The sequence below is a fragment of the Paenibacillus sp. JT31N11 genome, from assembly GCF_056269285.1.
In genome coordinates, this window is sequence record NZ_JBWDNQ010000007.1 from 374154 (window position 1) to 397536 (window position 23383).

At 52.4% G+C, this 23383-nt stretch carries 20 protein-coding genes; 6 read left to right on the forward strand and 14 right to left on the reverse strand.

Annotated features, from left to right (window positions below; all coding sequences use genetic code 11):
- Positions 1 to 541: 541 nt before the first annotated feature.
- The gene (gene uxaC, locus AC0YNV_RS24235; protein WP_475770307.1) at positions 542 to 1948 is read right to left on the reverse strand and encodes a glucuronate isomerase; all 1407 of its coding nucleotides are present in this window, start codon (positions 1946 to 1948) and stop codon (positions 542 to 544) included.
- A 29-nt stretch (positions 1949 to 1977) separates the two neighbouring features.
- Positions 1978 to 3267 carry a Gfo/Idh/MocA family oxidoreductase gene (locus AC0YNV_RS24240; RefSeq protein WP_475770308.1) on the reverse strand — a complete coding sequence of 430 codons (1290 nt, stop codon included), beginning with the start codon at positions 3265 to 3267 and terminating at the stop codon, positions 1978 to 1980.
- 160 nt (positions 3268 to 3427) lie between these two features.
- Between AC0YNV_RS24240 and AC0YNV_RS24245 the strand changes: the two genes are divergently transcribed.
- Positions 3428 to 4309 carry a helix-turn-helix transcriptional regulator gene (locus tag AC0YNV_RS24245; RefSeq protein WP_475770309.1) on the forward strand — a complete coding sequence of 294 codons (882 nt, stop codon included), beginning with the start codon at positions 3428 to 3430 and terminating at the stop codon, positions 4307 to 4309.
- A gap of 84 nt (positions 4310 to 4393) precedes the next feature.
- Here the strand turns inward: AC0YNV_RS24245 and AC0YNV_RS24250 are convergent, their stop codons facing one another.
- Complete coding sequence (locus AC0YNV_RS24250) at positions 4394 to 5269, reverse strand: helix-turn-helix domain-containing protein (RefSeq protein WP_475770310.1); 876 nt, start codon at positions 5267 to 5269, stop codon at positions 4394 to 4396.
- Between the two features lie 326 nt (positions 5270 to 5595).
- Between AC0YNV_RS24250 and AC0YNV_RS24255 the strand changes: the two genes are divergently transcribed.
- Positions 5596 to 7587 (forward strand): beta-galactosidase trimerization domain-containing protein, encoded by a 1992-nt coding sequence (locus tag AC0YNV_RS24255; protein WP_475770311.1) that lies wholly within the window; start codon positions 5596 to 5598, stop codon positions 7585 to 7587.
- Between the two features lie 303 nt (positions 7588 to 7890).
- Here AC0YNV_RS24255 and abc-f read toward each other — a convergent pair whose 3' ends face one another.
- The 5 genes from abc-f to AC0YNV_RS24280 form a co-directional block, all read right to left on the reverse strand.
- Complete coding sequence (abc-f, locus tag AC0YNV_RS24260; protein ID WP_475770312.1) at positions 7891 to 9720, reverse strand: ribosomal protection-like ABC-F family protein; 1830 nt, start codon at positions 9718 to 9720, stop codon at positions 7891 to 7893.
- Positions 9721 to 10134: 414 nt separating this feature from the next.
- Complete coding sequence (locus tag AC0YNV_RS24265) at positions 10135 to 11160, reverse strand: NADH:flavin oxidoreductase/NADH oxidase (RefSeq protein ID WP_475770313.1); 1026 nt, start codon at positions 11158 to 11160, stop codon at positions 10135 to 10137.
- Positions 11161 to 11452: 292 nt separating this feature from the next.
- Positions 11453 to 11914 carry a signal peptidase II gene (gene lspA / locus AC0YNV_RS24270; protein ID WP_475770314.1) on the reverse strand — a complete coding sequence of 154 codons (462 nt, stop codon included), beginning with the start codon at positions 11912 to 11914 and terminating at the stop codon, positions 11453 to 11455.
- 26 nt (positions 11915 to 11940) lie between these two features.
- Positions 11941 to 12324, reverse strand: coding sequence for a ribosomal maturation YjgA family protein (locus AC0YNV_RS24275; protein ID WP_475770315.1), 384 nt, complete (start codon positions 12322 to 12324; stop codon positions 11941 to 11943).
- Between the two features lie 42 nt (positions 12325 to 12366).
- Positions 12367 to 12894, reverse strand: coding sequence for a GNAT family N-acetyltransferase (locus tag AC0YNV_RS24280; RefSeq protein ID WP_475770316.1), 528 nt, complete (start codon positions 12892 to 12894; stop codon positions 12367 to 12369).
- 290 nt (positions 12895 to 13184) lie between these two features.
- On the opposite strand from AC0YNV_RS24280, the gene AC0YNV_RS24285 reads away from it, so the two are divergent.
- Positions 13185 to 13949 carry a MerR family transcriptional regulator gene (locus AC0YNV_RS24285; protein ID WP_475770317.1) on the forward strand — a complete coding sequence of 255 codons (765 nt, stop codon included), beginning with the start codon at positions 13185 to 13187 and terminating at the stop codon, positions 13947 to 13949.
- Positions 13950 to 14092: 143 nt separating this feature from the next.
- On the opposite strand, the gene AC0YNV_RS24290 is transcribed toward AC0YNV_RS24285, so the two are convergent.
- The 4 genes from AC0YNV_RS24290 to AC0YNV_RS24305 all read right to left on the reverse strand — a co-directional run bounded on the left by AC0YNV_RS24290 (position 14093) and on the right by AC0YNV_RS24305 (position 17456).
- On the reverse strand, positions 14093 to 14557 hold the full coding sequence (locus tag AC0YNV_RS24290; RefSeq protein WP_210038594.1) for a hypothetical protein: 465 nt from the start codon (positions 14555 to 14557) through the stop codon (positions 14093 to 14095).
- Positions 14558 to 14745: 188 nt separating this feature from the next.
- On the reverse strand, positions 14746 to 15789 hold the full coding sequence (locus tag AC0YNV_RS24295; protein ID WP_475770318.1) for a phage baseplate protein: 1044 nt from the start codon (positions 15787 to 15789) through the stop codon (positions 14746 to 14748).
- Between the two features lie 248 nt (positions 15790 to 16037).
- A complete protein-coding gene (locus AC0YNV_RS24300; protein WP_475770319.1) occupies positions 16038 to 16463 on the reverse strand; it encodes a hypothetical protein in 426 nt (141 codons plus the stop codon).
- A gap of 114 nt (positions 16464 to 16577) precedes the next feature.
- On the reverse strand, positions 16578 to 17456 hold the full coding sequence (locus AC0YNV_RS24305; RefSeq protein WP_475770320.1) for a VOC family protein: 879 nt from the start codon (positions 17454 to 17456) through the stop codon (positions 16578 to 16580).
- A 197-nt stretch (positions 17457 to 17653) separates the two neighbouring features.
- Here AC0YNV_RS24305 and AC0YNV_RS24310 point away from each other — a divergent pair, with 197 nt between their 5' ends.
- From AC0YNV_RS24310 to AC0YNV_RS24320, 3 genes are all read left to right on the forward strand, one after another.
- Entirely contained in the window at positions 17654 to 18097 is a 444-nt protein-coding gene (locus AC0YNV_RS24310) for an Rrf2 family transcriptional regulator (RefSeq protein WP_475770321.1), read from the forward strand.
- Positions 18098 to 18283: 186 nt separating this feature from the next.
- Positions 18284 to 19660, forward strand: a complete 1377-nt coding sequence (locus AC0YNV_RS24315) for an S-layer homology domain-containing protein (protein ID WP_475770322.1) — start codon at positions 18284 to 18286, stop codon at positions 19658 to 19660.
- Between the two features lie 282 nt (positions 19661 to 19942).
- The gene (locus tag AC0YNV_RS24320; protein WP_475770323.1) at positions 19943 to 21127 is read left to right on the forward strand and encodes an MFS transporter; all 1185 of its coding nucleotides are present in this window, start codon (positions 19943 to 19945) and stop codon (positions 21125 to 21127) included.
- Positions 21128 to 21343: 216 nt separating this feature from the next.
- Here AC0YNV_RS24320 and AC0YNV_RS24325 read toward each other — a convergent pair whose 3' ends face one another.
- Together AC0YNV_RS24325 and AC0YNV_RS24330 are read right to left on the reverse strand one after the other, a co-directional pair.
- Complete coding sequence (locus tag AC0YNV_RS24325; protein WP_475770324.1) at positions 21344 to 22465, reverse strand: NADH-dependent flavin oxidoreductase; 1122 nt, start codon at positions 22463 to 22465, stop codon at positions 21344 to 21346.
- Positions 22466 to 22548: 83 nt separating this feature from the next.
- Positions 22549 to 23271, reverse strand: a complete 723-nt coding sequence (locus tag AC0YNV_RS24330; RefSeq protein ID WP_475770325.1) for a DsbA family oxidoreductase — start codon at positions 23269 to 23271, stop codon at positions 22549 to 22551.
- Between the last annotated feature and the right edge of the window lie 112 nt (positions 23272 to 23383).

Genomic DNA, 23383 nt, shown 5'->3' on the forward strand with positions numbered 1-23383 from the left:
TGGGCCTTCTGCCTATACGGAAGCCGACTCCAGCAAGGAATTTCCGGCTTCCAGCACACGTTTCCCGCTCTACAGCTGGTCCAGCAAGTAATAACCTTACTGCAGACGCGCTCTCCCCGTTCACACCGCTCTCCGCCGACTCCAGCAAGGAATTTCCGGCTTCCAGCCCACCATTCCCGCTCTACAGCTGCTCCAGCAAGGAATAACCTTACTGCAGGCGCGCTCTCCCCGTTTACCCGCTCTCCGCCGACTCCAGCAAGGAATTTCCGGCTTCCAGCCCACCATTCCCGCTCCTGCAGCAGCTCCTGTATGGAGAAACTTTAAGCAGGCTGCAAAAGCGTGTAAACCGGCAGGCTTTTCAACACGGCGGCTTCGATAAACTCGTAACCTGCTGATGGACGCGCACAGAAGCGAGTAATGTTAACGCGCCCCGTCAGTGTCGGACTTCAGCCGCACAAGCGAAGCTTTCTTCGTCAGCAGCATTCCATTTGAAAAAGACGGCTGCCCGCAAACCGCCGGACAGCCGCCTTCTCATAAATCCCTACTGCGCAAATCCAAAATACTGCTGCGCGTTATTGTAGCAAATATCCTGCACAATGGTTCCAAGCAGCTCCCGGTCATGGGGAGCTTCGCCCTTCTCCACCCAGTCGCCGAGCATGTCGCACAGCAGCCTGCGGAAATACTCATGGCGCGTGTACGACAGGAAGCTGCGCGAATCCGTCAGCATGCCGACAAAACGGCTCAGCAAGCCAATGTTCGCGAGCGTGTTCATCTGCACCAGCATGCCGTCCTTAGTGTCGTTATACCACCAGGCGGAGCCAAGCTGCATTTTACCCGCAACGCCGCCGCCCTGAAAGCTGCCCATTACAGTAGCCAGCACCGGATAATTCACCGGATCGAGGGAGTACAGAATCGTCTTGGGCAGAGCATCAGCCGAGTTCAGAGCGTCCAGCAGTCTGGTCAGGGGATACGCAACCTGGCTGTCGTTGATGGAATCGTAGCCTGTATCCGGCCCCAGCTTGCCGAACATAAGGCTGTTATTGTTGCGGGAAGCGTTAATATGAAGCTGCATGGCCCAACCGAGCTTGTTGTACTGCCGGCCCAGGAACAGGAGCGTATGCGTCTTGTATTTTTGCTCCTCCAGGAGGCTCACTTCCGCGCCTTGCAGCGCTTTGGCGAAAATCTCCGCGGCTTCCTCTTCCGTCGTATCCGCATATGGCACATAATCGAGCGCATGATCCGATACCCTGCAGCCAACCGAATCGAAGAACTGTATCCGCGATTCGAGCGCGGAGAGCAATTCCCCGTAGCTGCCGATCGGCTGCCCTGCAGCCTCGCTCAGTCTGGCAATCCACGGCCTGAAGGTGGCGCGGTTAATCTCCAGACTTTTGTCCGGGCGGAAGGACGGCAGCACGACCGTATCGAAGCTGCTGTCCTCCTTCAGCTTGATATGGTATTCAAGCGAATCCGCCGGGTCATCCGTCGTACAGATCACCTTCACCTTGGAGCGTGTGATCAAGTCGCGGGCGCCGTAACCCCCTCCGGTCAGCAGCGCGTTCGCTTTCTCCCAGATCGCTTCCGCATTGCCCGTATTAATAAGCTCTTCAATGCCGAAGAACCGTCTAAGCTCAAGATGCGACCATTGATAAAGCGGATTACCGAGTGTTACCGGCACCGTAGCCGCCCAGGCGTCGAATTTGCTCCGATCGTCGGCATCTCCCGTAATCAGCTGCTCCTCGACCCCGTTGCTTCTCAAAGCGCGCCACTTGTAATGATCTCCGGACAGCCATACATCGGTAATATTGCGGAACGTCTTATTCTCGTATATTTCCTGCGGGCTCAAATGACAGTGGTAATCAATGATCGGCATATCCTTGGCAAAGCTGTGGTAAAGGTCGATTGCCGTTTCACTGTTCAGTAGAAAATTGTCATCCATAAACGGTTTCATTTTACCTGCTCCCTTCCCTTACGGTTGTCCTAGAACTTGACAAGATCGCTCACTCGAACCGGCAATCCGGTGCGTATGGAACGGTTGGCGGCAATCCCCGTCAGAATGGACATCGCGCCGTCCCGATGATCCGCGGCACGATTGAACTTATCCGGCACCGGCTCGCCAAATACATCATTGAGCAGCACAGGATCGCCGCCGCCATGGCCGCCTTCGCCTTCATCCACCTTCACGGTATATGGGGCGTCGAACATGGGATAAACGGTGATCGATATCCCTTCCACGGCACCCTCCTGGGACTTTTCCCCGCCCGAATTGACATAGGATTTCTCGACAATGGTCATCTCCAGCCGTCCTCTGGTTCCGTTGAATGCGATGCGGTAGCCTTCCCAAGGCAGATAAGCATTCAAGGAATACGTCAGAATCGCGCCGCTGTTGTATTTCACAAGCACGCCCATCGTATCCTCAATGGAAATTCCGTCGCCGAAGACGCTCTGATCGCGGCGGTAGCCGTCTTCATGCTCGGCATCCAGATACATCGCCTTCAGATGCTTATTTTTGTCGAGTTGGAGGGCGAACGGGTCATTCTCGGCGATCGGATTGCCCGTCGCGCGCTCATAGAATTCCGTCACGCCGCGGTTCTCGGCATTCTCACGGCCATAGAACATCAGATCGCCATATGCGAAAACAGACTTCGGTTCCGAGCCGATCCAGAAATTGACCAGATCGAAGTGATGCGTCGATTTGTGCACCAGGAGTCCGCCGCTGTTGCGCTTGTCCCGGTGCCAGCGGCGGAAATAATCCGCGCCGTGCTGGGTGTTCAGCAGCCATTCAAAATGGATCGAATTCACGCGGCCGATAGCCCCCTCCATAATAAGCTCGCGCGCTTTCGTATGATGCGGCGCATAGCGGTAGTTGAAGGTGACTCTGATTTTGCGGCCTGTGCGTTTGACGGCATCGAGAATTTCCTGAAGCTTGTTTTCATCCACTGTCATCGGCTTCTCGGTCACAATATCGCAGCCGAGCTCCATGGCCCGGATAATATATTTGTGATGCGTGCGGTCGACCGTCGTAACAATAACCGCGTCCGGACGCTCCTGCTCGATCATCTCTTCGAATTCGTCGGCGCGGTAGGTCCGCACTTCGGGATGATCATATTTGTCCACAAGCAGCTTATTCGCGTAAGCCATGCGGGTTTCGTTAATATCGCAGAAGGCTGTCAGCTCCGAAGTTGCCCGGTAATGCTCGGCAAGCGCTCCATAGAAGAATTCCGCTCTTCCGCCAGTGCCGACTAATACATATTTTTTACGTTGTGCCATTTTGCCACCGCTTTCATGCAAGATTTGAATGAGTTCGTCACAGCTAACTTTAGCGCAAATAAAACGATTTTTCACCGCAGTTTATGTATAAGCCACCCCTAACCCCGCTTTTATTGCTATAATATCATGAAGAAACATAGACGGGCGGTGAGCGAGACGAATGAATGCCTCCACACGAACCAGCTTTCAGGATCCATCCGGCGGATGGGATATCGATAATTTAAAACGCAAAGGGCATTTCTCGATGACCGCGAACCACTTCCACCCTTATTATGAGCTGTATTATTTATGTGAGGGCGAGCGAATGTACTTCGTAAAGGACCGCGCTTACCGGGTGAAGGCGGGGGATATGGTATTTATAGACCGGCAGGTGCTGCACAAAACCTCCGATACCGGAGTGCCCGACCACGAAAGAATTGTGATCAATTATCAGCATGAATGGCTGGAGCAGGCCTACCCTCATGATGCCGCCATACTGGTGGAGCCTTTTAGACGCGAATATCCCGTTGTCACCCTGCCGGCCCAGCAGCTTCCCGAGCTCAAGCGGGTCATTGCCGAAATCATAAACGAAATGCGGCTGCAGGAAACGGGATGCGCCATCCGCCTGCGCCACGCCATTATCGAACTGCTGCTGATTGCCGTCCGTGCAAAAAGCGGCGATCACGGCCAGCCTGCGCCCGCTGACGATGGTTCGCCCATGCATATACGAATGATCAAGGTAGTCCAGTTTCTCAATGAGCATTATGCGGGGCCGCTGTCTTTAACAGACGTAGCGAAGCAGTTCGCCATCAGCTCCTATTATCTGAGCCGCACCTTCAAATCCGCGACAGGATTTGCTTTCAGCGAATATATCAACCTGCTGCGCTTGAAGGAGTCCCAGCGGCTGCTTCGCGAAACGGATCTGAAAATCACGGATATCGCGCTTCGAACCGGCTTCGATAATTTCTCGCATTTCGGCAAAGCCTTCAAGAAAATGGCCGGGCTCTCGCCCCGCGCCTACCGCAGCGGCAGCCGGATGAACGCGATGCGGCAGCAGGTCTAGTGAGGCATAGGATAAAAACCCTTCCGGGTTAATGGGCTGCCGAGCGTATCCGATCCACGCTTGATTATTTGCCGTCAACATGCATCAGACGAAGCCCTGACGCTCCCGCCGGTACGCCCCGGGTGCCTGTCCGGTCTGCTTGCGGAATACGCGGATAAAATAATTATAATCCGGTATGCCGACCTTGCCGGCGATGACCGGCACAGAGTCGCGGGTCTGGACAAGCAGCTTCTTCGCTTCCTCCACACGAAGATAATGGAGGTATTTCATCGGGCTCATCCCGGTGTGCTTCTTCAGACAGCGGGTTATGTAATCAAAATGATAGGACAGCGCGGCCTCGAGGGCGCCTGAGGAGAAGGGCTGTTCAATGCTGCGGCGCAGAAACTTCTCCGCCTCCCGGCTGATCTCCAGCGACTTGGACGGCTGCTGCCCGGCAGCCACAATCGATTGCAGCTGGGTAAACAGCCTGGCCAGATAAGAATGCAGCTGAAGCGCGCCGAACAGCTGCAGACTGCGATGCAAGTCCAGCATTGCCTGAAGCGTGGGAATAAGAGGCAGCAGATCGAGGCCCTCTGCGAATTTCGGAATAAACATGTAATGCGCCGTTGGCTCCGTATCTGTATCCGTATCTTTACGCCGGATCGAGAACCAGGGGATATCATCGGCCTTTACCGTAATCGCCGGTCCCTTATGGACAAAGTGCAGCCAATAGATCTCCGTATCCTCCTCGCACGGCCGGTACCCAACATGCGTCCTGCCTGCCTCCAGCACCAGCATTCCGCCCGTTTTGATCGCGTATTCCACCCCGTCCTCAGCCATATACATCGTTCCCTTGGCCACAATCAGCATATCGTACACCTGGAAGGTCCGTTCAAAATGGCTGTCTCCCGGCTTCCAGACCGTATGGCCAATCGTCATAAACTGCGGAATTGGCGGTATTAACAGCTGCAGGCAATCCATGCCCATAACCTCCCCTCAAGCTCCTGCCGCTTCTATTCCTAACGATCCTGTTCAAGCTTGAAAACGTTCCGTTCAAAGTTATTATACGCTATATCCGGCAGTTAGAAGGAACTTGCTGCCGCCATCCTTCGACGGCAGGGAACGCTTATGCAGCCTATCCTTGCCCATTGTTCCAAAAAGTCGATATCGTCCTATTGAAATCGCTTACGTCCCTATACGCAAACAGAGCGGATGCGATAGATTAAAGCTGAAAGCCGCTTTTTTCACCAGCATTTACGCCATGTATACCGGTTAACGCCATTAAACGTAAAGGGGTTGTTTGTATCATGCGGTTCCGACAGGTCCATCTTGATTTCCATACGTCCGAAATGATCCCCGGCATCGGCAAATCCTTTGACAAAAAACAGTTCCAGCAGATGCTCCAAAAGGGTCATGTCGATTCCATCACGGTATTCTCCAAATGTCATCATGGCTGGGCGTACCACCCTTCGGAGGCCAACGAGACCCATCCCGGCCTCTCCTTCGATCTGCTTGGCTCCATGATCGAGGCAGCCCATGAGATCAACGTGAACACACCCGTCTATATCTCAGCCGGACTTGACGAGAAGCTTGCGCGGCGTCATCCCGAGTGGCTGATCCGCAGCAGGGACGACCAGACGCAGTGGGTCAAGGGATTCATGTTGCCGGGCTATCACGAATTCTGCATGAATACGCCCTATCTGGACGTGCTGCTGAAGCAGATTGAGGAAGTGGCCACCCGGTATGATGCCGATGGCATCTTCCTGGATATTGTGGGCGTTCGCAAATGTTACTGCCAAGCCTGTGTCGCCGACATTCGCGCCCAAGGTCTCGATCCCCGCGACGAAAACGTGATTCTGGCCTATGGCGAAACGGTTTATGCCCATTACACGGAATCCGTCAAACGCGTCATTCATGCCATCAAGCCGGATATGCCGATCTTCCATAATGGGGGCCATATCCAGCGGGGCCGCCGTGATTTGGCACATATGAATACCCATCTGGAGCTGGAATCGCTGCCGACGGGCGGCTGGGGCTATGACCACTTCCCGCTCTCCGCCCGCTATGCCCAGACGCTTGGCATGCCTTATCTCGGTATGACAGGCAAATTCCACACCTCATGGGGAGAATTCGGCGGCTACAAGCATCCCAATGCGCTGCGCTACGAGGTTGCGCTCAATCTTGCCAACGGAGCGCGCTGCTCCATCGGCGACCAGCTTCATCCGGAAGGCTTGATGGATGAGGCCACCTATTCCTTGATTGGAGCCGCGTATTCCGAAGCCGAAGCCAAGGAGGCCTGGTGCGTCAATGCCACAGCCGTTGCCGATGTGGCGCTGCTCTCCGAGGAGGCTGCCGCCAATGAGCATACCGGCCGGAATAAAACCTCCGATGTCGGCGCTGTGCGCATGCTTCTGGAAGGCAAGCTGCTGTTTGACGTTATCGACCAGGAGGCGAATTTCGGTGCCTATCGGGTCATCATTCTCCCCGACCATATACGCCTTGCGGAAGGGGAGGCATTGACGGCCAAATTGGAGGCCTATCTGGCCCAAGGAGGCAAGCTGCTCGCAACCGGCGAGAGCGGGCTGCGGAAGGCCAGCAGCGCCAACCTGACGGAGCCAGACGACGGCTTTGTGCTTGATTTGGGCGCTTCCTGGCTGGGCGAGAACCCGTATAAACCGGATTATTTCCGTCCGCACTTCGAGCTGCCCGCACTCGGCTCCGCCGCATATATTTTCTATTCGCAGGGGCAGAGTATAGCTCTGAGCAGCGGAGGAACGGAGCTTGGACACCGGGAGGATCCTTATTTCAACCGCGATGTATTCACGTTCTGCTCCCATCAGCATACGCCAAACAGCGGCAGCATCGCCGGTCCGGGCATGACTGAAAACAAGAACGGCATTTATCTGGCCTGGAATGTGTTCGAGGATTACGCGACCAAAGGCAGCCTGATCCTGAAGGAGACGGTGCTGTGGGCCTTGCGCCGGCTGCTCCCTGACATCACGCTGCGCACCAGCCTGCCGGCGCAGGGAGTGGTGACGCTGCAGCATCAGCCGGCGCAGGCGCGTTATGTCAATCATCTTCTCTATGCTTCACCCGTGAAACGCGGGGATGGCGTTGAGGTCATCGAAGATATTATTCCGCTTCATGATGTGGAGGTTGCGCTGAATCTGCCGGAAGCCGCGAAGCGCGTTTATCTGGCCCCACAAGGCACCAAGCTGCCGTTCCAGCAAAATGAAACGATCATCGCCTATACGGTCCCACGTCTGGAATGCCATCAAATGGTGGTCATCGAGACGTAAAAGTCCGGCGAAGAAGACAGCTTGCGCATGGAAGGAGAGCGCCTGCGCTTCTCAGACTATTTCCGCTTTCCGCTCTCCTGCGACTAGTCGGGCTTTTGAATCTTAAGCAATATTTCTGCCATGTACAAAAAAAAGCGAGCGCCTGCGCTTCAGACTCTTTCCGCTTTCCGCTCTCCGGCGGTTAGTCGGGCTTTTGTATCTTAAGCAATATTTCTGCCATGCACAAAGAAGCCGGAAGCGCTCAGGTCATCGCTTCCGGCTTCTTTTCAATAGCTATGCTTTCAGACAATCCATATGCAGATTCTATATCTGCCTCAATAGCGCGATCTGCTTTTGCAGCTCTTTAATTTCCTGCATCAGCTTTTTCTGCTGCAGCTCATTCTCCGGCTCCGCCTCGTTCATCAATCGGACCAGGCGGAGCTCAAGCTGTCCGCACTCATTCGCGCGTTCCTGCCCATCCGTATTAAGCGGATGAGTCCGGCTGCGGGACGCGTATTCCTCATATGTCCCGGGAAACAGCTCCGGAGCTTGATTATTGTCCATCAGGATCAGCCGGTTCGCCGTCTTGCGGATCAAATACCGGTCATGCGTAACGAGCAGCAGCGCTCCGGGATACTGCTGCAGCGCCTCCTCCACACGCTCCCGGGTGTCGATATCCAGATAGTTGGTCGGTTCATCCAGAACCAGCAGATTGGCGCGGCCAAAGTACAGCTTCAGGAAGGCCACCCGGCATTTCTCACCCATGCTCAGACCGGCGATTTTCTTGAAGACCTCCTCGCGCTTGAACATAAAGCAGCCAAGAATGGTCCGCGCCTGCGACTGCGTCATATCGGGAAGGGAAAGCAAGCTCCCGAGGATGGTCTCCTCCTCATCCAGATTGCCAAGCTCCTGGGCAAAATAACCGATTCTGGTCTGTGGATGCAGACGCACGGCCCCGGAAGTCGGCGGCAGCAGGCCAGCCGCCAGCTTCAGCAGCGTGGATTTGCCTGCGCCGTTAGGCCCCAGAATGGCAATCCGGTCGCCGCGGTTCACCGACAGCTGGAGGTGCCGGAATATCTCGGGCGTTCCCTCATACGCAAAGCCCGCATTCTCGAGCCGAAGCAGAGTCGATGCTGCGAATCCCGCGTCCTCCAGCCGCATGCTCAAGCGGGCCGATTCGCGCGGCTTCTGCACCCCTTCCTGTTCCAGCTTATCGAGCGCGGATTCCTTGGCGTGCATGCGGGAGACGTTCTTCTTCGCCTTCGACCGGTAGAAATCATTCTGGCCCGCAGCCTTATGCGATTGCTGAAACCACTCCGAGTAGCGGCGGATACTCTCGAGAAGCTTCTCCTTCTCCTGCTGCTGCTTCGCATACAGAGTTTCCTGCGTCCGCAGCTCCAGATCCTTCTGCTTGCGGTAATCGGTGTACCCGCCGGAATAACGACGGCAGCCGTGACGGGACAGCTCCATCACAGCCGTTGCCGTTTGGTCTATAAAAGCGCGGTCGTGCGATACATACAGCACGGTGCCCGGATAGGACCGCACCCACTCCTCCAGCCAGCCGAGCATCTCCGCATCCAGATGGTTAGTCGGCTCATCCAGCACAATAAACTCAGGCTCCCGGACCATCAGCGCCGCCAGCTGCGCTCTTGTTTTCTGCCCGCTGCTCAGCTGGCAGAACGGCAGCTTCCACAGCGCCGGATCCAGTTTCAGCTGCTGCAGGCATTTCTCCGTCTTCACTTCCCAGCCGTACCCGTCCAGCTGCATATATCTGTCGTACGCTCGGCTGTACTGGTCCATAACGTCAGATTCTTTGTCTCCGGTACTTAAGCGCGTCTGCAGGTCGTGTAATGTGCGCTTAAGATTATATAGCTCGGTCGAGCCAAACTGGACAAATTCCAGTGTGGACAGTTCATCCCCCTGCTCCACCAGCTGATCGATCGAGCCCCAATCCGTTAGCGGAAGCATGCGGTGAATATCCCCGCCCGTCAGATGGATCCGGCCAAACAAGCCCTGGAGCAGCGTAGTCTTCCCGATGCCGTTGCTGCCGAACAGAGCCACCCGCTCGCTCTTCCTGATTTCCAATTCAATATCTTCAAACAGCGGTTCCCCGCCATATTCATGTTTTAGTCCAGACGCCTTGACGATATACATAGTCATTCCCCCGATCCCAAATGGAAACACAAAAAACCGCGGCCAGCAGCTCGCGGTCTTATACGTGTCCGGGGGAAGCAGAGGAACAGCATGAACCATGCCGCTAATATGCCTGAACGCTAGCTGAAGCGCCTGAAATAGACACCTCTGACAGCGTCAAGCATTTCGCAGTCCATCCGTACCCTGCTTCATATAAAAGGAGTACCCCCGCGTTGACACACGTATCCCAGACCGGTTCGCGCTACAGGCGAACGCTGCTTGCACATTGACAAGTTATCTTGGGATTCATGTGATTAATTCATCGGCGTGGGTCCTCCGTAAGGTCATTGGAATATTGGAACGGTTCCATTATATATCGATTAACAGCATCAATTCAAGCCGCATCAGGGAAAATGGCCGAATTCAGCAGACCGCTTACAGGATTCTGTCATACTGCTTCGGAAGCAGTCCCTTCCATTCGCCGCCGGTAGCGCGAATTGCATGCGCCGCCCAATACGGGTCGTTCAGCATTCCCCGTCCAACCGCGACCAGATCCGCATCTCCATTTGCCACTGCCGCAAGCGCAAGCTCCGGATCGTCCAATATGCCAACCGCGATAACCGGCACGCCCAGCGCTTCCTTGAATTTTCGTGCAAGCGGCAGATGGTAACCTGGATAATTGCCCGGCTTGAGCTTGCCGACAGGGCCATCCCCGCCGCTGCTCACGTGAAAGATATCCACACCCGCATCAAGATAACGGCGTGCCATCTCAAGCGCATATTCGACGCCGTATCCTCCATCCATATATTCAATTGCCGATATTCGCATGATGAGCGGCATGTCGGACGGCATTTGAGCCTTAACCGCCTGCAGCACTTCAACACCGAACAGAGCACGGTCCTGTCCGTATTTATCATCGCGATTGTTAATCGACGGCGAGTGGAACTGATGAATCAGATAGCCATGTGCCCCATGCACCTCAATCGTGTCCACGCCCGCCTCCACTGCCCGTCTGGCGGCATCTCCGAATTTGACAACCATGGCTTCCGTTTCTTCAGTCGTCAGCGCATGCGGCTGCTTGAAGGTTTCACTAAAACGAATGGCAGAAGGACCGACCGGCACTTCCGCATCCCCTGCCTTACGTCCTGCATGGGCGATTTGAATGCCGGCTTTGGCGCCGAAACGGTGTATGCCCTCAATAACGCGGGCAAACGCCGGCACATGCTCATCCGACCATATGCCAAGATCATAATCGCTTATCCGTCCGTCCGGTTCCACATCCGTCATTTCTATGATGATCAGCCCGGTACCCCCTACAGCACGGGAAGTATAATGCACATCATGCCACTCATTCGGCTTGCCGTCCTTGGCGCTGACGGAATACTGACACATCGGAGGCATGACAATCCGGTTGCGGAGGGTCAGGCCTTTAATTGAGAAAGTTTGATTTAATCTGGACAAGGTTGTTTCCTCCTCTACAATATTACTTTAAGTTACTTTATAATCTATAGAGTATTATAACCCTTCATCTTTCCAATTGAATAGTGGGAGCATTATTTTATTTTACCAGGATATATGTGAATTTATAAATTTTATCATGCATCGACCTAAGCAGAATATCCCGATGAATGTTCATCGGGATAAAATCTTGCGGTCACAACCACACCGTTATTGGGTATTGCAGCAGTGCAAATGTCAGAGCGCGATTGAAACGCAAAGCAGATATTTAATGGTATAAATCAATCACCGTACATTATATTCTCCTTGAATGGGAGGAGATTCTTTTATGCAAGGCCAGACGGGCGAGAATGAGGAAGAAGCTGATCGTGATGGCGATATCCGCCACATTCATGCTTCCTCCCCCTTTTCCGAGCGAGATAAAATCCGTCACCTTGCCGAATACCGCCCGATCAATAGCATTACCCAGCGCTCCGCCAACCATTAGCCCTGTAATCAGCTCCAGCATCACGCCGCGCAGCTCCCCTTGACGCCGGTAGTAAAGCACGGCCGCAGCAAGGACCACCGCAACAATGACAAAATAACGGCCAAAGCCCTGAAAGGAGCTCATGGCTGCACCGGTGTTTTCGTAATGAATAAATCGCAGGACGCCTGGCCAAATGGAAATCGTCTCCCCCACTTCCATCGACATGCGGATAAGGCCTTTTGATATTTGATCAATAAGGATAACCACTATAGAAATGATATAAAATAGCATTCGTTCATCTCCATTTCACTTACCTGTCATGACTGATTCCTTCGAAGAGCGGCATCTATCATGCAGGAAACCAGAATTCCAATACTGTAGCGGAGCAAATCCACAGCCAGGAACCCTTTTCCCAGTATCAACGAGCCCGCAAGCGTGCTCCTTATACCATTGATCCAATCCGCCTGATAGAGCTGGCTGAACTCAATGGCAAAGCTAAATATCAAGCTCACCCCGAATGCCCAGAATAAGCGCTTGTGGACCCATAAGAAACGAACGCCAAAATAGATCATACCCGCCCAAAGTGCATCTCCGAAGTGCTCGGACACAAAACCGGGCAGCGTTTCGGAATATGCTCTGGAACCGAAGCCCAGCACCATAACGATAAATACCGCCATGATATAATACATTCTTGCCTTCATGGCCTCCACCAACTATTTTCAAATGACTGTCCGCGCCAGCCTCTACAGCTCAATCCAGAATCTCCTGATGATATTCCCATTCGCTTCGGTGAACTCCGATTCAAATATGCCGCCATTTTTGAGAATGGTTTTCTCGGAGCCGATATTCCCTTGGTCGCAAACAACCAGCACCCGGTTCAGGCCAAGCTCTCTGGTTCTGATCAGGGATTTGGCCAATAAAGCTCCGGCGTAACCCTTGCGCCTCTCGGAAGGACGGATGCCATAACCAATATTCCCGCCGCTTTCGGATAATTTCTGATTCAGCCGGTGGCGGATATTGACTGCGCCAACAAGCTTATCCGCTTCATTGATCAGCCAATAGGTAGAGTGGGGCACCCAGCTCTCTCTTGTCAGCTTGTCCTCGCTATCTTCCGCATACAAGAATGCAACATATGCCTCAAAATCAGAGGGATCCCTCTCAATCACCCAGGGCACCATGTCCTCACCGCTCTCAAGCCAGTCCTCATGAAAATCCATATATAAATCGCGGTACTCCAGGGATGGTTCGACCAGTCTAACTTGGTTTATCATAAATGCGCCTCCCATAATGGATCATGGTCTGTTCTATTGCATATGCATGTTGCGAATCAGGAGGTCCCGATAGGTATATGATAGTGCTAGCATGAATGCTTGCCAGCGATGCTCTTCATATTGAATTTAATTTACCATAAAAGCCGGGATGGCAGCAAACATATGTGCTTATTTATGTTCCAATAATATCCATTTACAGAATCAGTCTGCTGCGAAATAAATCCGCGATGACGGCATTGACATTGACGCGGCGTAAAGGTGTACATTTAGAAATGTCAGGAGGCGAAGGCATGGAATATACCGTACAGAAGCTTGGCAGGCTTGCTGGAATCAGCACAAGGACGCTCCGCTATTACGATCAGATCGGCATTCTCAAGCCGGCCCGGATCAATTCGTCCGGTTACCGGATCTACGGTCAGGCGGAGGTCGACCGGCTGCAGCAAATTTTGTTTTTCAGAGAGCTTGGGTTCCCGCTGGAACGGGTCAGGGAGGTCGTGACCGCTCCATCCTTCGACAGTGCCGAGGCGCTCCGGACGCATTACGCACAGCTCCTTGACAGACGCAGGCAGCTTGATACGCTCATCGCCAATGTGGAACAAACCATTTCAGCGGCAGAAGGGAGAACGACCATGACCGATCAGCAGAAATTTGAAGGCTTCAAACAGAAGATGGTTGAAGACAATGAAGACAAATACGGAGAAGAGATTCGCCGGAAATACGGAAACGAGGCAATCGACAAGTCCAATCAGAAATTTATGAACATGACGCAGGAGGAGCATGCCGAGGTGACCCGCCTGGCGGAAGAATTAACGGTCACACTCGCAGAAGCATTCAAAGAGGGCGATCCGGCGGGCGGGCTCGCCCAGAAGGCGGCCGACCTGCACAAACAGTGGCTCACCTTTTATTGGAGCAATTACAGCAAGGAAGCCCATGCCGGGCTCGCGCAAATGTACGTCGACGACGAGCGGTTCAAGGCCCATTATGACGCCGCTCAGCCGGGAACGGCAGAATTTCTGAGAGATGCGATTCACATCTACACCGGTGCGGGAAAATAAAAAATAATCAAAACCCCATCCCCCGGCATGGCCGCGTGGACGGGGTTTTGATCCTCACAAGCGCAGCAAGCGGCGTACGGCCCGTTGGTGGAGGGCCGCAGCCCAAGCCGCGCTGCCCATGATAGGCCGCTATGGGAAAGCTGTCAGGAAGGATTCGGCTGAACGCCTTCCTCCTGCGCCAGATACCTCTGCAGCATATTCAGCTCCCGGTACAGCTGGAGCAGCTCGGACTCCTTCCCCTGGATGAGCCGGGACAGCTCGTCGATTTTCATCACGATATCGGCGATATCCTTCTCCTTCACCGACAAGCTGCTGCTGAAGCATCCAAATGACTGCTTCGCCCACCGCTCCGCCGAGCCCCGGCCATCCTTGCGGTAAATGGTTGTGAACGCATCAAAAACCGCGTTGATCACCTGGCGGCGCTCGAAGCTCAGAACCCCCAACCCGTTCTTGGCATGCGCCACCGCCTGCATAAGCTGAAAATCATTCAGCTTGCCATGCGCGACCTCACCCCGGTCAATCTCTCCTATTAAATCCGGATAAACGGATTGAAACAGCTCCGCCTCCAGGATCATTTCTTCCATTGTGATTAAGGACCGATCCTGCATTCCACCACATCCCTTATCATTTTAAAGTCCTCTATATACAATTCGTATCAAATTTCTATTTAAGTCGCTTTCCCATACCCGGTCCGCAGGTTTGCGTAGAAAAAAAACGCCTGAATGGAACCATATGCCTCTGAAACGAAGCATAAGATCTATCCGGACGTTTTTGATTAGATCGTCTTCCTGTTTAATTAAACTCCATAATCCGTTAATGAATCCTTATAATAAATACTGGCCAGCTTGGATGTATTGCTCTCCGATACCGTTGAAGCCAGCCCGATGCCAAGCCGCGCGTTCTCCGGATGATTCGTGTCGGGAATCTGGACGGCCATACCTTCAGGCTCCCTGAAGGTGAGTGTGTAGCCTGCCTTGGTCAGCTGCTTGTCGCTGACAATGCCGTTATTCAGGTTAACACTGGTAATGTACGTGTTGCCGTTCGGATAGATAGAAGTGGTCGAGTTGTACGAATTTCCCTCCAAGAGGTACAAAGTGCTTCCGAAGGAGGTGAAGCCCTGGAATGTGCCAAGACCGGACGGCTGGGCAATATCCGCAAGAGCTGTGTAATTCCCTGCTTTCACCTGAGCCAGGCTGTACACGCCATAGCGGAAAGAACCGTCCTCACGATAACGCATGGTCAAATACCCGTGGGTCATATCGATACTGACTGTTGTGCGGTCTGCGCCCGGTACGAGCTCGAACTTCGTCAAAGAAGAGGAAGCTGAGGTCAGCACCTGACCGTTCACGAATTGAAACCGTGCCAGCTTGGAGCCCCATCCGGATGTTCCATCGCTGAGCGCATCAACCTCTGTCCACAAATACGAAGCGGAACCCACCGGCTCAACACCGATTTGAACACCATGCCCAAATCCCTTCAAGAACATATATCCTTCTACATTCCCTGACAAGTCCAGCTTCGTCACGCATAAATCGCCATTCAATGCCCGGTTGGCGCCAGATACAGGAGCAGATTCCCCAGGCAGCTGCTGGCCTCCCGCCATGTGCTGGACCGTGAAGATTTTCTTATTGGTATTGTCAAAAGCAAACGACTGCAGGACGGTATTATTGTGCAAAGCCTTCGAGCGAATGAGCTGCGTGGAAGGGTCCGTTAGATCAAACCTTTGCGAGACGGGTACAGCTGCCTGCGTATAACTTTCGAACGTGATGGCCGCGAGCAGAATGAACAGCAGAGCTCCGGCCCATTTGGCCATCGGACTGCGCATGCATATTTTCATCATTTTCATCTCCTCCTTACTCTACTTATCCCGAATCAGACTATCGTCATTCCCTCTTTTACCCGAACCTCCTTTTATTATGCATCTGCACTGACGGGCAGTACTTATAAAATACTGACGATGATCGTCCCAGTCAACCGCTCCGGGTATTAATTTTCTCTAAACAGGTCCTTCTAAAAAAATAAACACAGCCTGTTCCCGTTGCAGGAGACAAGCCGCGCTCGTATGTAAACCCCGGGAGTGGCCCAGGTTCAAATATTATCCGTCGCTAATGCGCTTAGCGCCTTGACGGCTTCTTTGATGTCCGTATCATGCCGGGTAGGGGAGCCTGTCTGCCCGCCGTACCAATAAAGAATAAGAACATTCTTCACTTCATAAATGGCCGGGATTTGCATATCAAATTTCGCTTTTTGCTGATTGAAATCCGTGAGTCCCTCTTCGCGCTTCTTCTCGGTGGGGAATAAATAGAAGGAAACCGATTCGTCATTCTCCAGCTTGTAGGTAGTAGCTTTCAGGCCTTTCAGCACAAAATGATTCTTTGTCCCGTCCTCATTCAGCAGCATTATCCCTTTGTCCGCGAATACGGTCTTTAGATCATCCAGATTGAGATCCGCCTCGGTGGTGCAGGCTGTCGCCACAGCCAATATCATGAGCAGCGCAAGAACGATTCGTTTCATTTTCCACTCCCCCTTTGTTCATAGTAACGGATAACAGGAGAGCTGCCAAATTATACTAAAAATCCGGCTGAGCCCAAGACTTGGCGCACAGGAGTTTCCAGCTGATTATCATGACTAAACGTGTTGAACAACCCCAGCAGCCGATAAACGGATTTCAATGCCGCTGGGATCCAGAACAACAACCGTCCCATCCCCGTGATGCGCCACAGGAACTCCTTCTTCCTGCAAGCGTCCAAGGACAGCAGAAAGCGCAGCCTGGTCCGGCAGACCGATCACATAATAGGCGAGTCCCGCCGCATCCTTGGGTGTTAGCGGAGCTCCCACGCCAGCCCAGGTATTGAGTCCGATATGATGATGATAGCCGCCGGCGGATATAAACAAAGCCGCATTGCCCATCCGCGCCATAACAGCAAACCCGAGCACATCGATATAAAAACGCTCAGCCGCGGCCAAATCGGATACATGCAGATGGATATGCCCGACCGTGGTCCCTGCGGGCAGACCGTTCCAGGGATCATCGCCCGCCTCCGCAAGCAGGCCGTCCCAATCGATCGGATCAACCGCCATGATATAATGGCCTGCAGCGTCGCGCTGCCATTCTTCCCGCGAACGGTCGCGATAGATCTCAATGCCGTTATTGTCGGGATCCGCAATGTAGAGAGCCTCGCTCACAAGATGGTCGGATTGGCCGATGTGAATGCCTGCACGGATGAGATTGCGCAAGGATAATCCCAGCGATTTGCGGTCCGGCAGCAGGATGGCAAAATGGTACAAGCCCGCTCCTGATCTTCTGGGGCGCTGAACGGCTCCTTTTATTTCCTCCAGGAGCAGCATGGGAGCCGCGCCCTCCACGGAAAGCTCGGCCGTTCCGTTCTCTTCCTTGATCAGCTTTAATCCCACTACATCCTGATAGAACCCGATTGAGCGTTTCAGATCGCTGACCCTCAGCTTGACAAGCTTGATGCCCGTTTCCGGGTGAATCGCGTTCGACATTACAATCACCTCTTTCGCGTTTTTCTCATATTGCGCTTATTTGGAATCGCAGGTTGATGATTATCAGAATATCTGATATAGTTGTAACTATAATTGTTACAGGTTACTTTTGTCAAATACTTTATTGCTCCCGTATCCCCGTTGACATTTCATGTCCGTTGTTAGACGATGATAGAGGACGAAATGAGGTGCTTCTTATGGCAATCAGCAGCCGGCTCGCTGTGGCGGTGCATATATTAGTATTAATCGAAACGCATGAGGGTAAGCGGATCACATCCGACTATATTGCAAGCAGCGTCAATACGAACCCCGTTGTCGTAAGACGGCTTATGGGCGTATTGAACAAAGCGGGCATCATTGCCACAACGCCGGGCATTCCCGGCGCCACCCTGTTAAGGCCAGCCAAGGACATCAGTCTGGCTGATGTATACTGCGCGGTGGAGCATTCCAGTCAGGAAGGGCTGTTCTCCCTGCATGAGAATCCTAATCCCAACTGCCCGGTAGGAAACAATATTGAACATGCTTTAGAGGACACCTTCGGCAGAGCGCAGATTGCCCTGGAATCGGAGCTTGCTGCTGTGACGATCGCAGACATCGCTTCAGAATGTGCAAAAATGTCTTTGAATCAGCAGCAGCCGTAGCTTCAATCCAGCTGCAGAATGATTGATCTCCCCCTTTTCATGAAGGGGGCTTTTTACTGTGGGAAAACACAAAATTTAATTTCTGTTGACAAGCGTTTTTTTCTAATGATAGAATCGAAAAAAATAATTCCAATCTTATCAATCGGAATTAAGGTTATTTGCCATTACACTCGGGGGGAATTATTCATGTACAGAAAAATCTCGTATCCAAAATGGTTGGCCGCTGCCGTTTTATCCATGTCATTATTATTGGCGGTTCCGCTAAGCTCTGCCGCAGCCGGGGCTGCTGCCAGCCCTCTTGCTCCAGCTGTTGACCAGACCGGTAATTATTCATTATTTCTGCAGGAGAAATTCGATCTGACGATTGGAGATTCAACGACGAAGGGTGAATTGCTTCAAGATCTCGCCCTGATTTTGAACTACAAGCCCACAGCTGACGCTGTCACCTTCAGCGACTTGAGCCCATCCAGCCCGTATTATGAAGCTGCAGCTGCGCTTAGCCAGCAAGGAATTGTGAGCGGCCCGGCCATTCATCCGGATGAACCGATCGGTGGTTTCCAGGCCGTATTCATCGCTTTGAAAGCAGCCGGATTAAAGGAGTTGGCCTATACCTATCCGGAAGCGAAGACCGCTGCCGCGCTGAACAAGCTTCATTTGAAGCCGGATGCTTTCCAGTCAGAAACCGCTGCACAGGAAATCGCTGCTGCTGTGGACACCGGTCTCGTGGCACCTTCGCTTTATGGCGAGCTCAAGCCCGGCGCACTGGCATCGAAGACATTCCTTGAACAGCTTCTGGGTCAAGTGCTGGTAAGCAAGGGCCTCTATGAGCACTATATTGGCCTGACCGGCGATTCGGATATTTATGCGAAGCTGATTGACGCTTACTCGACCTCCGATGTAATTGAGGCTCCCGAACTGGAAACGATCGTTAACGGTGCGCTGGAGAAGGGTCTCGTAACGGGCTATAATCTGAAGGACTCCCGTTACGATCCGAATTTCATTGACTCGCTGACGATTACATACGGCCACTCCGATATTCAGCATGCGGTGCAGCTGATCGGACTGCTGCGCAGCGAAGGACTGCAGGCCAAGGTCCAGTTCGAGCCTAAAACCTCCGCCTTCGTTCATTTGCTGGAATGGGGCGAGCCTGCGCCGGATCACGATAACCACTACAAGAAGCTGGAAAACGGCAACTATATCGCATCCGCCAAGGAATATGATATTTCGTTCGAATTCGCAACAGCCGCCGACAAGCAGCGCTTCCAGCCAGTCGTGCTTGCTTATGCCAAGAAAGACAGTGACGACGAGCCTGGACTGATTGCCGCTTCCTGGTGGCAGCCGCTCTATTATACCCAAACCAAGCTGAAAGATTACGATCTCATCACCAACAACAAAATTACCGGCAGCGGCTTCTATTACGCGCAATCCTTCTCCCTGAACGAGCAGTCCGCAGCGATTGTCCAAGGATTCAAGGCGATTGATCCGGCCATTGACATCACCACCTCGACCTTCTGGGTGGACAGACCGTTCTACAGCTACCTGAAGGGTGACGATTTTAAATAAACATTCTCCTGTAAGAAGAAATGGCAGAAACCGTCCTTTGGCGGTAAAGTTAGTTTCTTCCCTCAGAACATAAGCAAAGTATGATGGAATTTCATACTTTCTTAAATTTCAATAAAACAAGGCATCCCGTCACTGCCCACCCGGCAGCGGCGGGATGTTTGTTTTTATTTCCTCCACAATCATCAGGCAGGCCATCCCGATCCTGTGTTAAGATAAAATGATGACGCCCTTGTTGCTAAGCTATCTGGAATAGATGAAGCCTTAAGAAGGAGTATGAACAGCATGAATCATCACAAAATATGGACCAGGGATTTCGTGGCCATCTGCCTCAGCAGCTTTTTTATTTTTTTGAATTTCTACATGCTTGCAACCACGCTGCCCCAGTATGTGTCGGAGCGCCTGTCCGCAAGCGGCCAGCAGATGGGGCTGGTCATTACCGTATATGTTCTTGCGGCCGTTATTATGCGGCCTCTCGCCGGCCAGTGGGTGGACCGCTACGGCAAGATTGCCGCTGTTCTTTCGCTCGCTTTATTTTTCGCAAGCACCCTGCTGTATCCCGCTATCCACAGCCTGCTTCTTCTGCTCGTGCTCAGAGCCATCCATGGCGGAAGCTATGGCATGTCCTCCACCATGACCGGGGCGATGGCTGCAGAGCTGATTCCCGCAGCACGCAAAGGGGAAGGCATCGGGTACTTCAGCATGTTCATGAGCCTGGCGATGGTTATCGGACCATTCCTTGGGCTGACACTGGTTCATCAGGCCAATTACACGGTGCTTTTCATCGTGTGCATCTGTCTGACCGCCTTCTCGCTGCTTTTCGGATTCCTGACGAAGGAAGCTCCGAAGGAGGCGTCAGTCAAGAACAAGCCCTTCAGCTTGAGCTGGTCCTCCATTGTGGAAGCCAAGGCGCTGCCGGTATCGCTTGCGGGATTCGTCCTTGCGTTCTCATACAGCTCTCTGACTTCTTTCATTTCCGTCTTTGCCAAAGAAATCGATCTGACCGAGGTCGCGAGTTACTTTTTCGTCGTCTTTGCCGTTATGATTGTGCTTCCCCGCCCCATTATCGGCAAAATATTCGACCGCTACGGCGAGCATGTGCTGGCTTATCCCGGCATTGCCTTGTTCGTTATCGGCATGCTGATCCTGGGCAGTGCGCATTCTCCGGCCGTCTTCCTGTTATCGGGAGCTGTAATCGGGCTTGGCCACGGCGCCATTATTCCCTGCTTCCAGACCGTGGCGCTCCGCTCGGCTCCAAGCGGCCGCAGCGGACTTGCGACGGGCACCTTCTTCCTCATGTTCGACCTGGGCTACGGGATCGGTTCCTATGTCCTTGGCGTGGTTGCCCAGCATACCCATTATGAAACCATGTACCACATTGCCGGACTTCTGGTTATTCTGTCGGGCGTTGTCTACTATGTGCTTCACCACCGTGTACAGTCCAGAACACAGCTTGGCAAAGCGGTCTGATACTTAATCCCTTTAAAAAACAGCAATGAAGAAGAAACGGCAGCCGCCTTCCTTTTTGTGGCGCAGTAAGTTGCTTCCCTCAATAATACAAGCAAGTACAGGTCAAATTTTATGCTTTCTTATCATTCAAAAAAGGCCATCCTTTGCAGGATGGCCTTGTCTTTGTAAAACATGCTTGGAAAATGTTTCTGCCCGAGGCTGGCTCAGTCAGAACCCTTAAACAACCGGAAACCATCCAGGTACGTTAATAAGCATGTTCCATAATGCGTCCGGTATGGTCAGGTCTTTTTGAGCCGTTCTGGGCAGGGTCGTTCTAATCTCGTTTTCTTGATCGTTCAGAACCTTTTCAACCCATTTCGGTTCCATAATGATGGCATGCGCTAAAGCTAATAGAGGTACCCCGGCGTTCAGCGCCTTATTAACATCTTCCGGTGAAGATAATTCGCCAACCCCGATTACGGGTACACGGCTGCCTGCCCGTTCCTGGATGAGCAGAACACGTGATTTCGTATCCGTCTCATCCCGCATTGATCCATCCCAAAAACCTCTTACGGAGACATGAATGTAGTCCAGCTTCTGCTGTGCCAGAACGTCAACTAACTGAAGCGTGTCTTCCATGGTTATACCCGGGTTTTCTCTTTCTTCAGGCGACAATCTATATCCGACAATGAACGGATTTTTCGCATTTACAGCAACTGCCTGTTTTACGCTCTCGATTATGGCAAGAGGAAATGTCATTCTTTTTTCAATCGTACCTCCCCACTTATCAGACCGGCGGTTGGAATGAGGGGAGAAGAATTGCTGAACCAGGTACGTATTTGAGCCTTGAATCTCCACGCCGTCAAAACCTGCTTCGATTGCTCTGCGGGTTGCTTCCCCAAAGGCTTTAATCATATCCTTGATATTTTCTTCCGTCATTTCTCTTGGAACAACCGAACCTGGACGTTCTGAGGCTGCAGCGCTTGGGCTTATCGGCTGTTTGCCGCCTGTAAGCTCAGGCGAGGCCATTCTCCCCGCATGGTAAATCTGTAAAATCGCTTTAGCCCCCTGTCCTTGAATCGTACTTGACAGTTTTTTCAATCCAGGTATTAAAGAGTCATCATATACGCCAATTTCATTAATAAAAGCCTTCCCTTCTGGCGAAACATGGCTGCTCGCTGTAATGACCGCACCTACTCCGCCTGAACGCACACGATAATAATCCAATTCTTGCTCTGACACGCCTCCATCCTCAAGAGAGGAAGAGTTTGTCATTGGCGCCATTAATACGCGGTTCTTAAGCTGTACTCCCGAAGGGAAAGTAAATGGTTCAACTATGGGTTTATAAGCCGGATTCATGTTTTGTTGTCTCCTTTTCGATAAATTAGTTCTGATCGGATGTTGGAGCCTCCCCATCAGATGCCTCTGTTTCACAAATCAAGTTAAATCTTGCAAACTCCGTCCCCGCAGAGGCCGCCCTCGGAATCGCCATCTGGACCTGAGTCAAGCATCTGCAAAGGATGTTCTTCTCTCCACACTTGTTCAAGCAGCTCCAGGAACACGCCGCTTGGCCGTACTCCGGAAACAGCATACTTATCATTGATGATATAGAAAGGCGTGCCTGTAATCCCTAGCCCGGATCCATGCTGCCGCTCTTTCTTTACCGTATCCTTGTATTTATCGCTGGACAGCATATCAAGAACCTCTTGGGCATCAAGACCGCTCTCGCCCGCAAGCCTGGCAAGTGTTTCGTGATCGCCGATATCCAGCGAATCGGTAAAATAGGCTTTATAAACCTGAGCCATCCACTCTCCTGCTTTACCCTGTTCCTGCGCATAAACGGCCACGCGGAGAGCATCTGACGTATTTGATGGAATCAATGTGTCGAGATTATAGGTAAGGCCAACATCTTTGCCCATCTTGACCACCGTTTTATTTCCTTCTCTCACATAATCAGTGGACATCCCTCCGCCATGAATTTCGGCTGTCCAGGTGTAATAATCTTTGCCGGTGTTGCTCGGAGCATTCGGGAACAGCTGGAACGGTCTGTAGACGAGTTCGACTTCAGCCTTATGTTCAAATTGTTCTAGGGCTGTTTCCAAATTTGTTTTGCCTATATAGCACAACGGGCACATGATATCTGACCAGACCTCTATTTTCATCATTCCTTCGCCTCTCTCCTGTGATTTGGAATAACTCTACATGTATGAATGCTGCCGATTCATTTAATCAACAGTCATCGATTAATTAACAACAATTGATTAATTAACATGTATT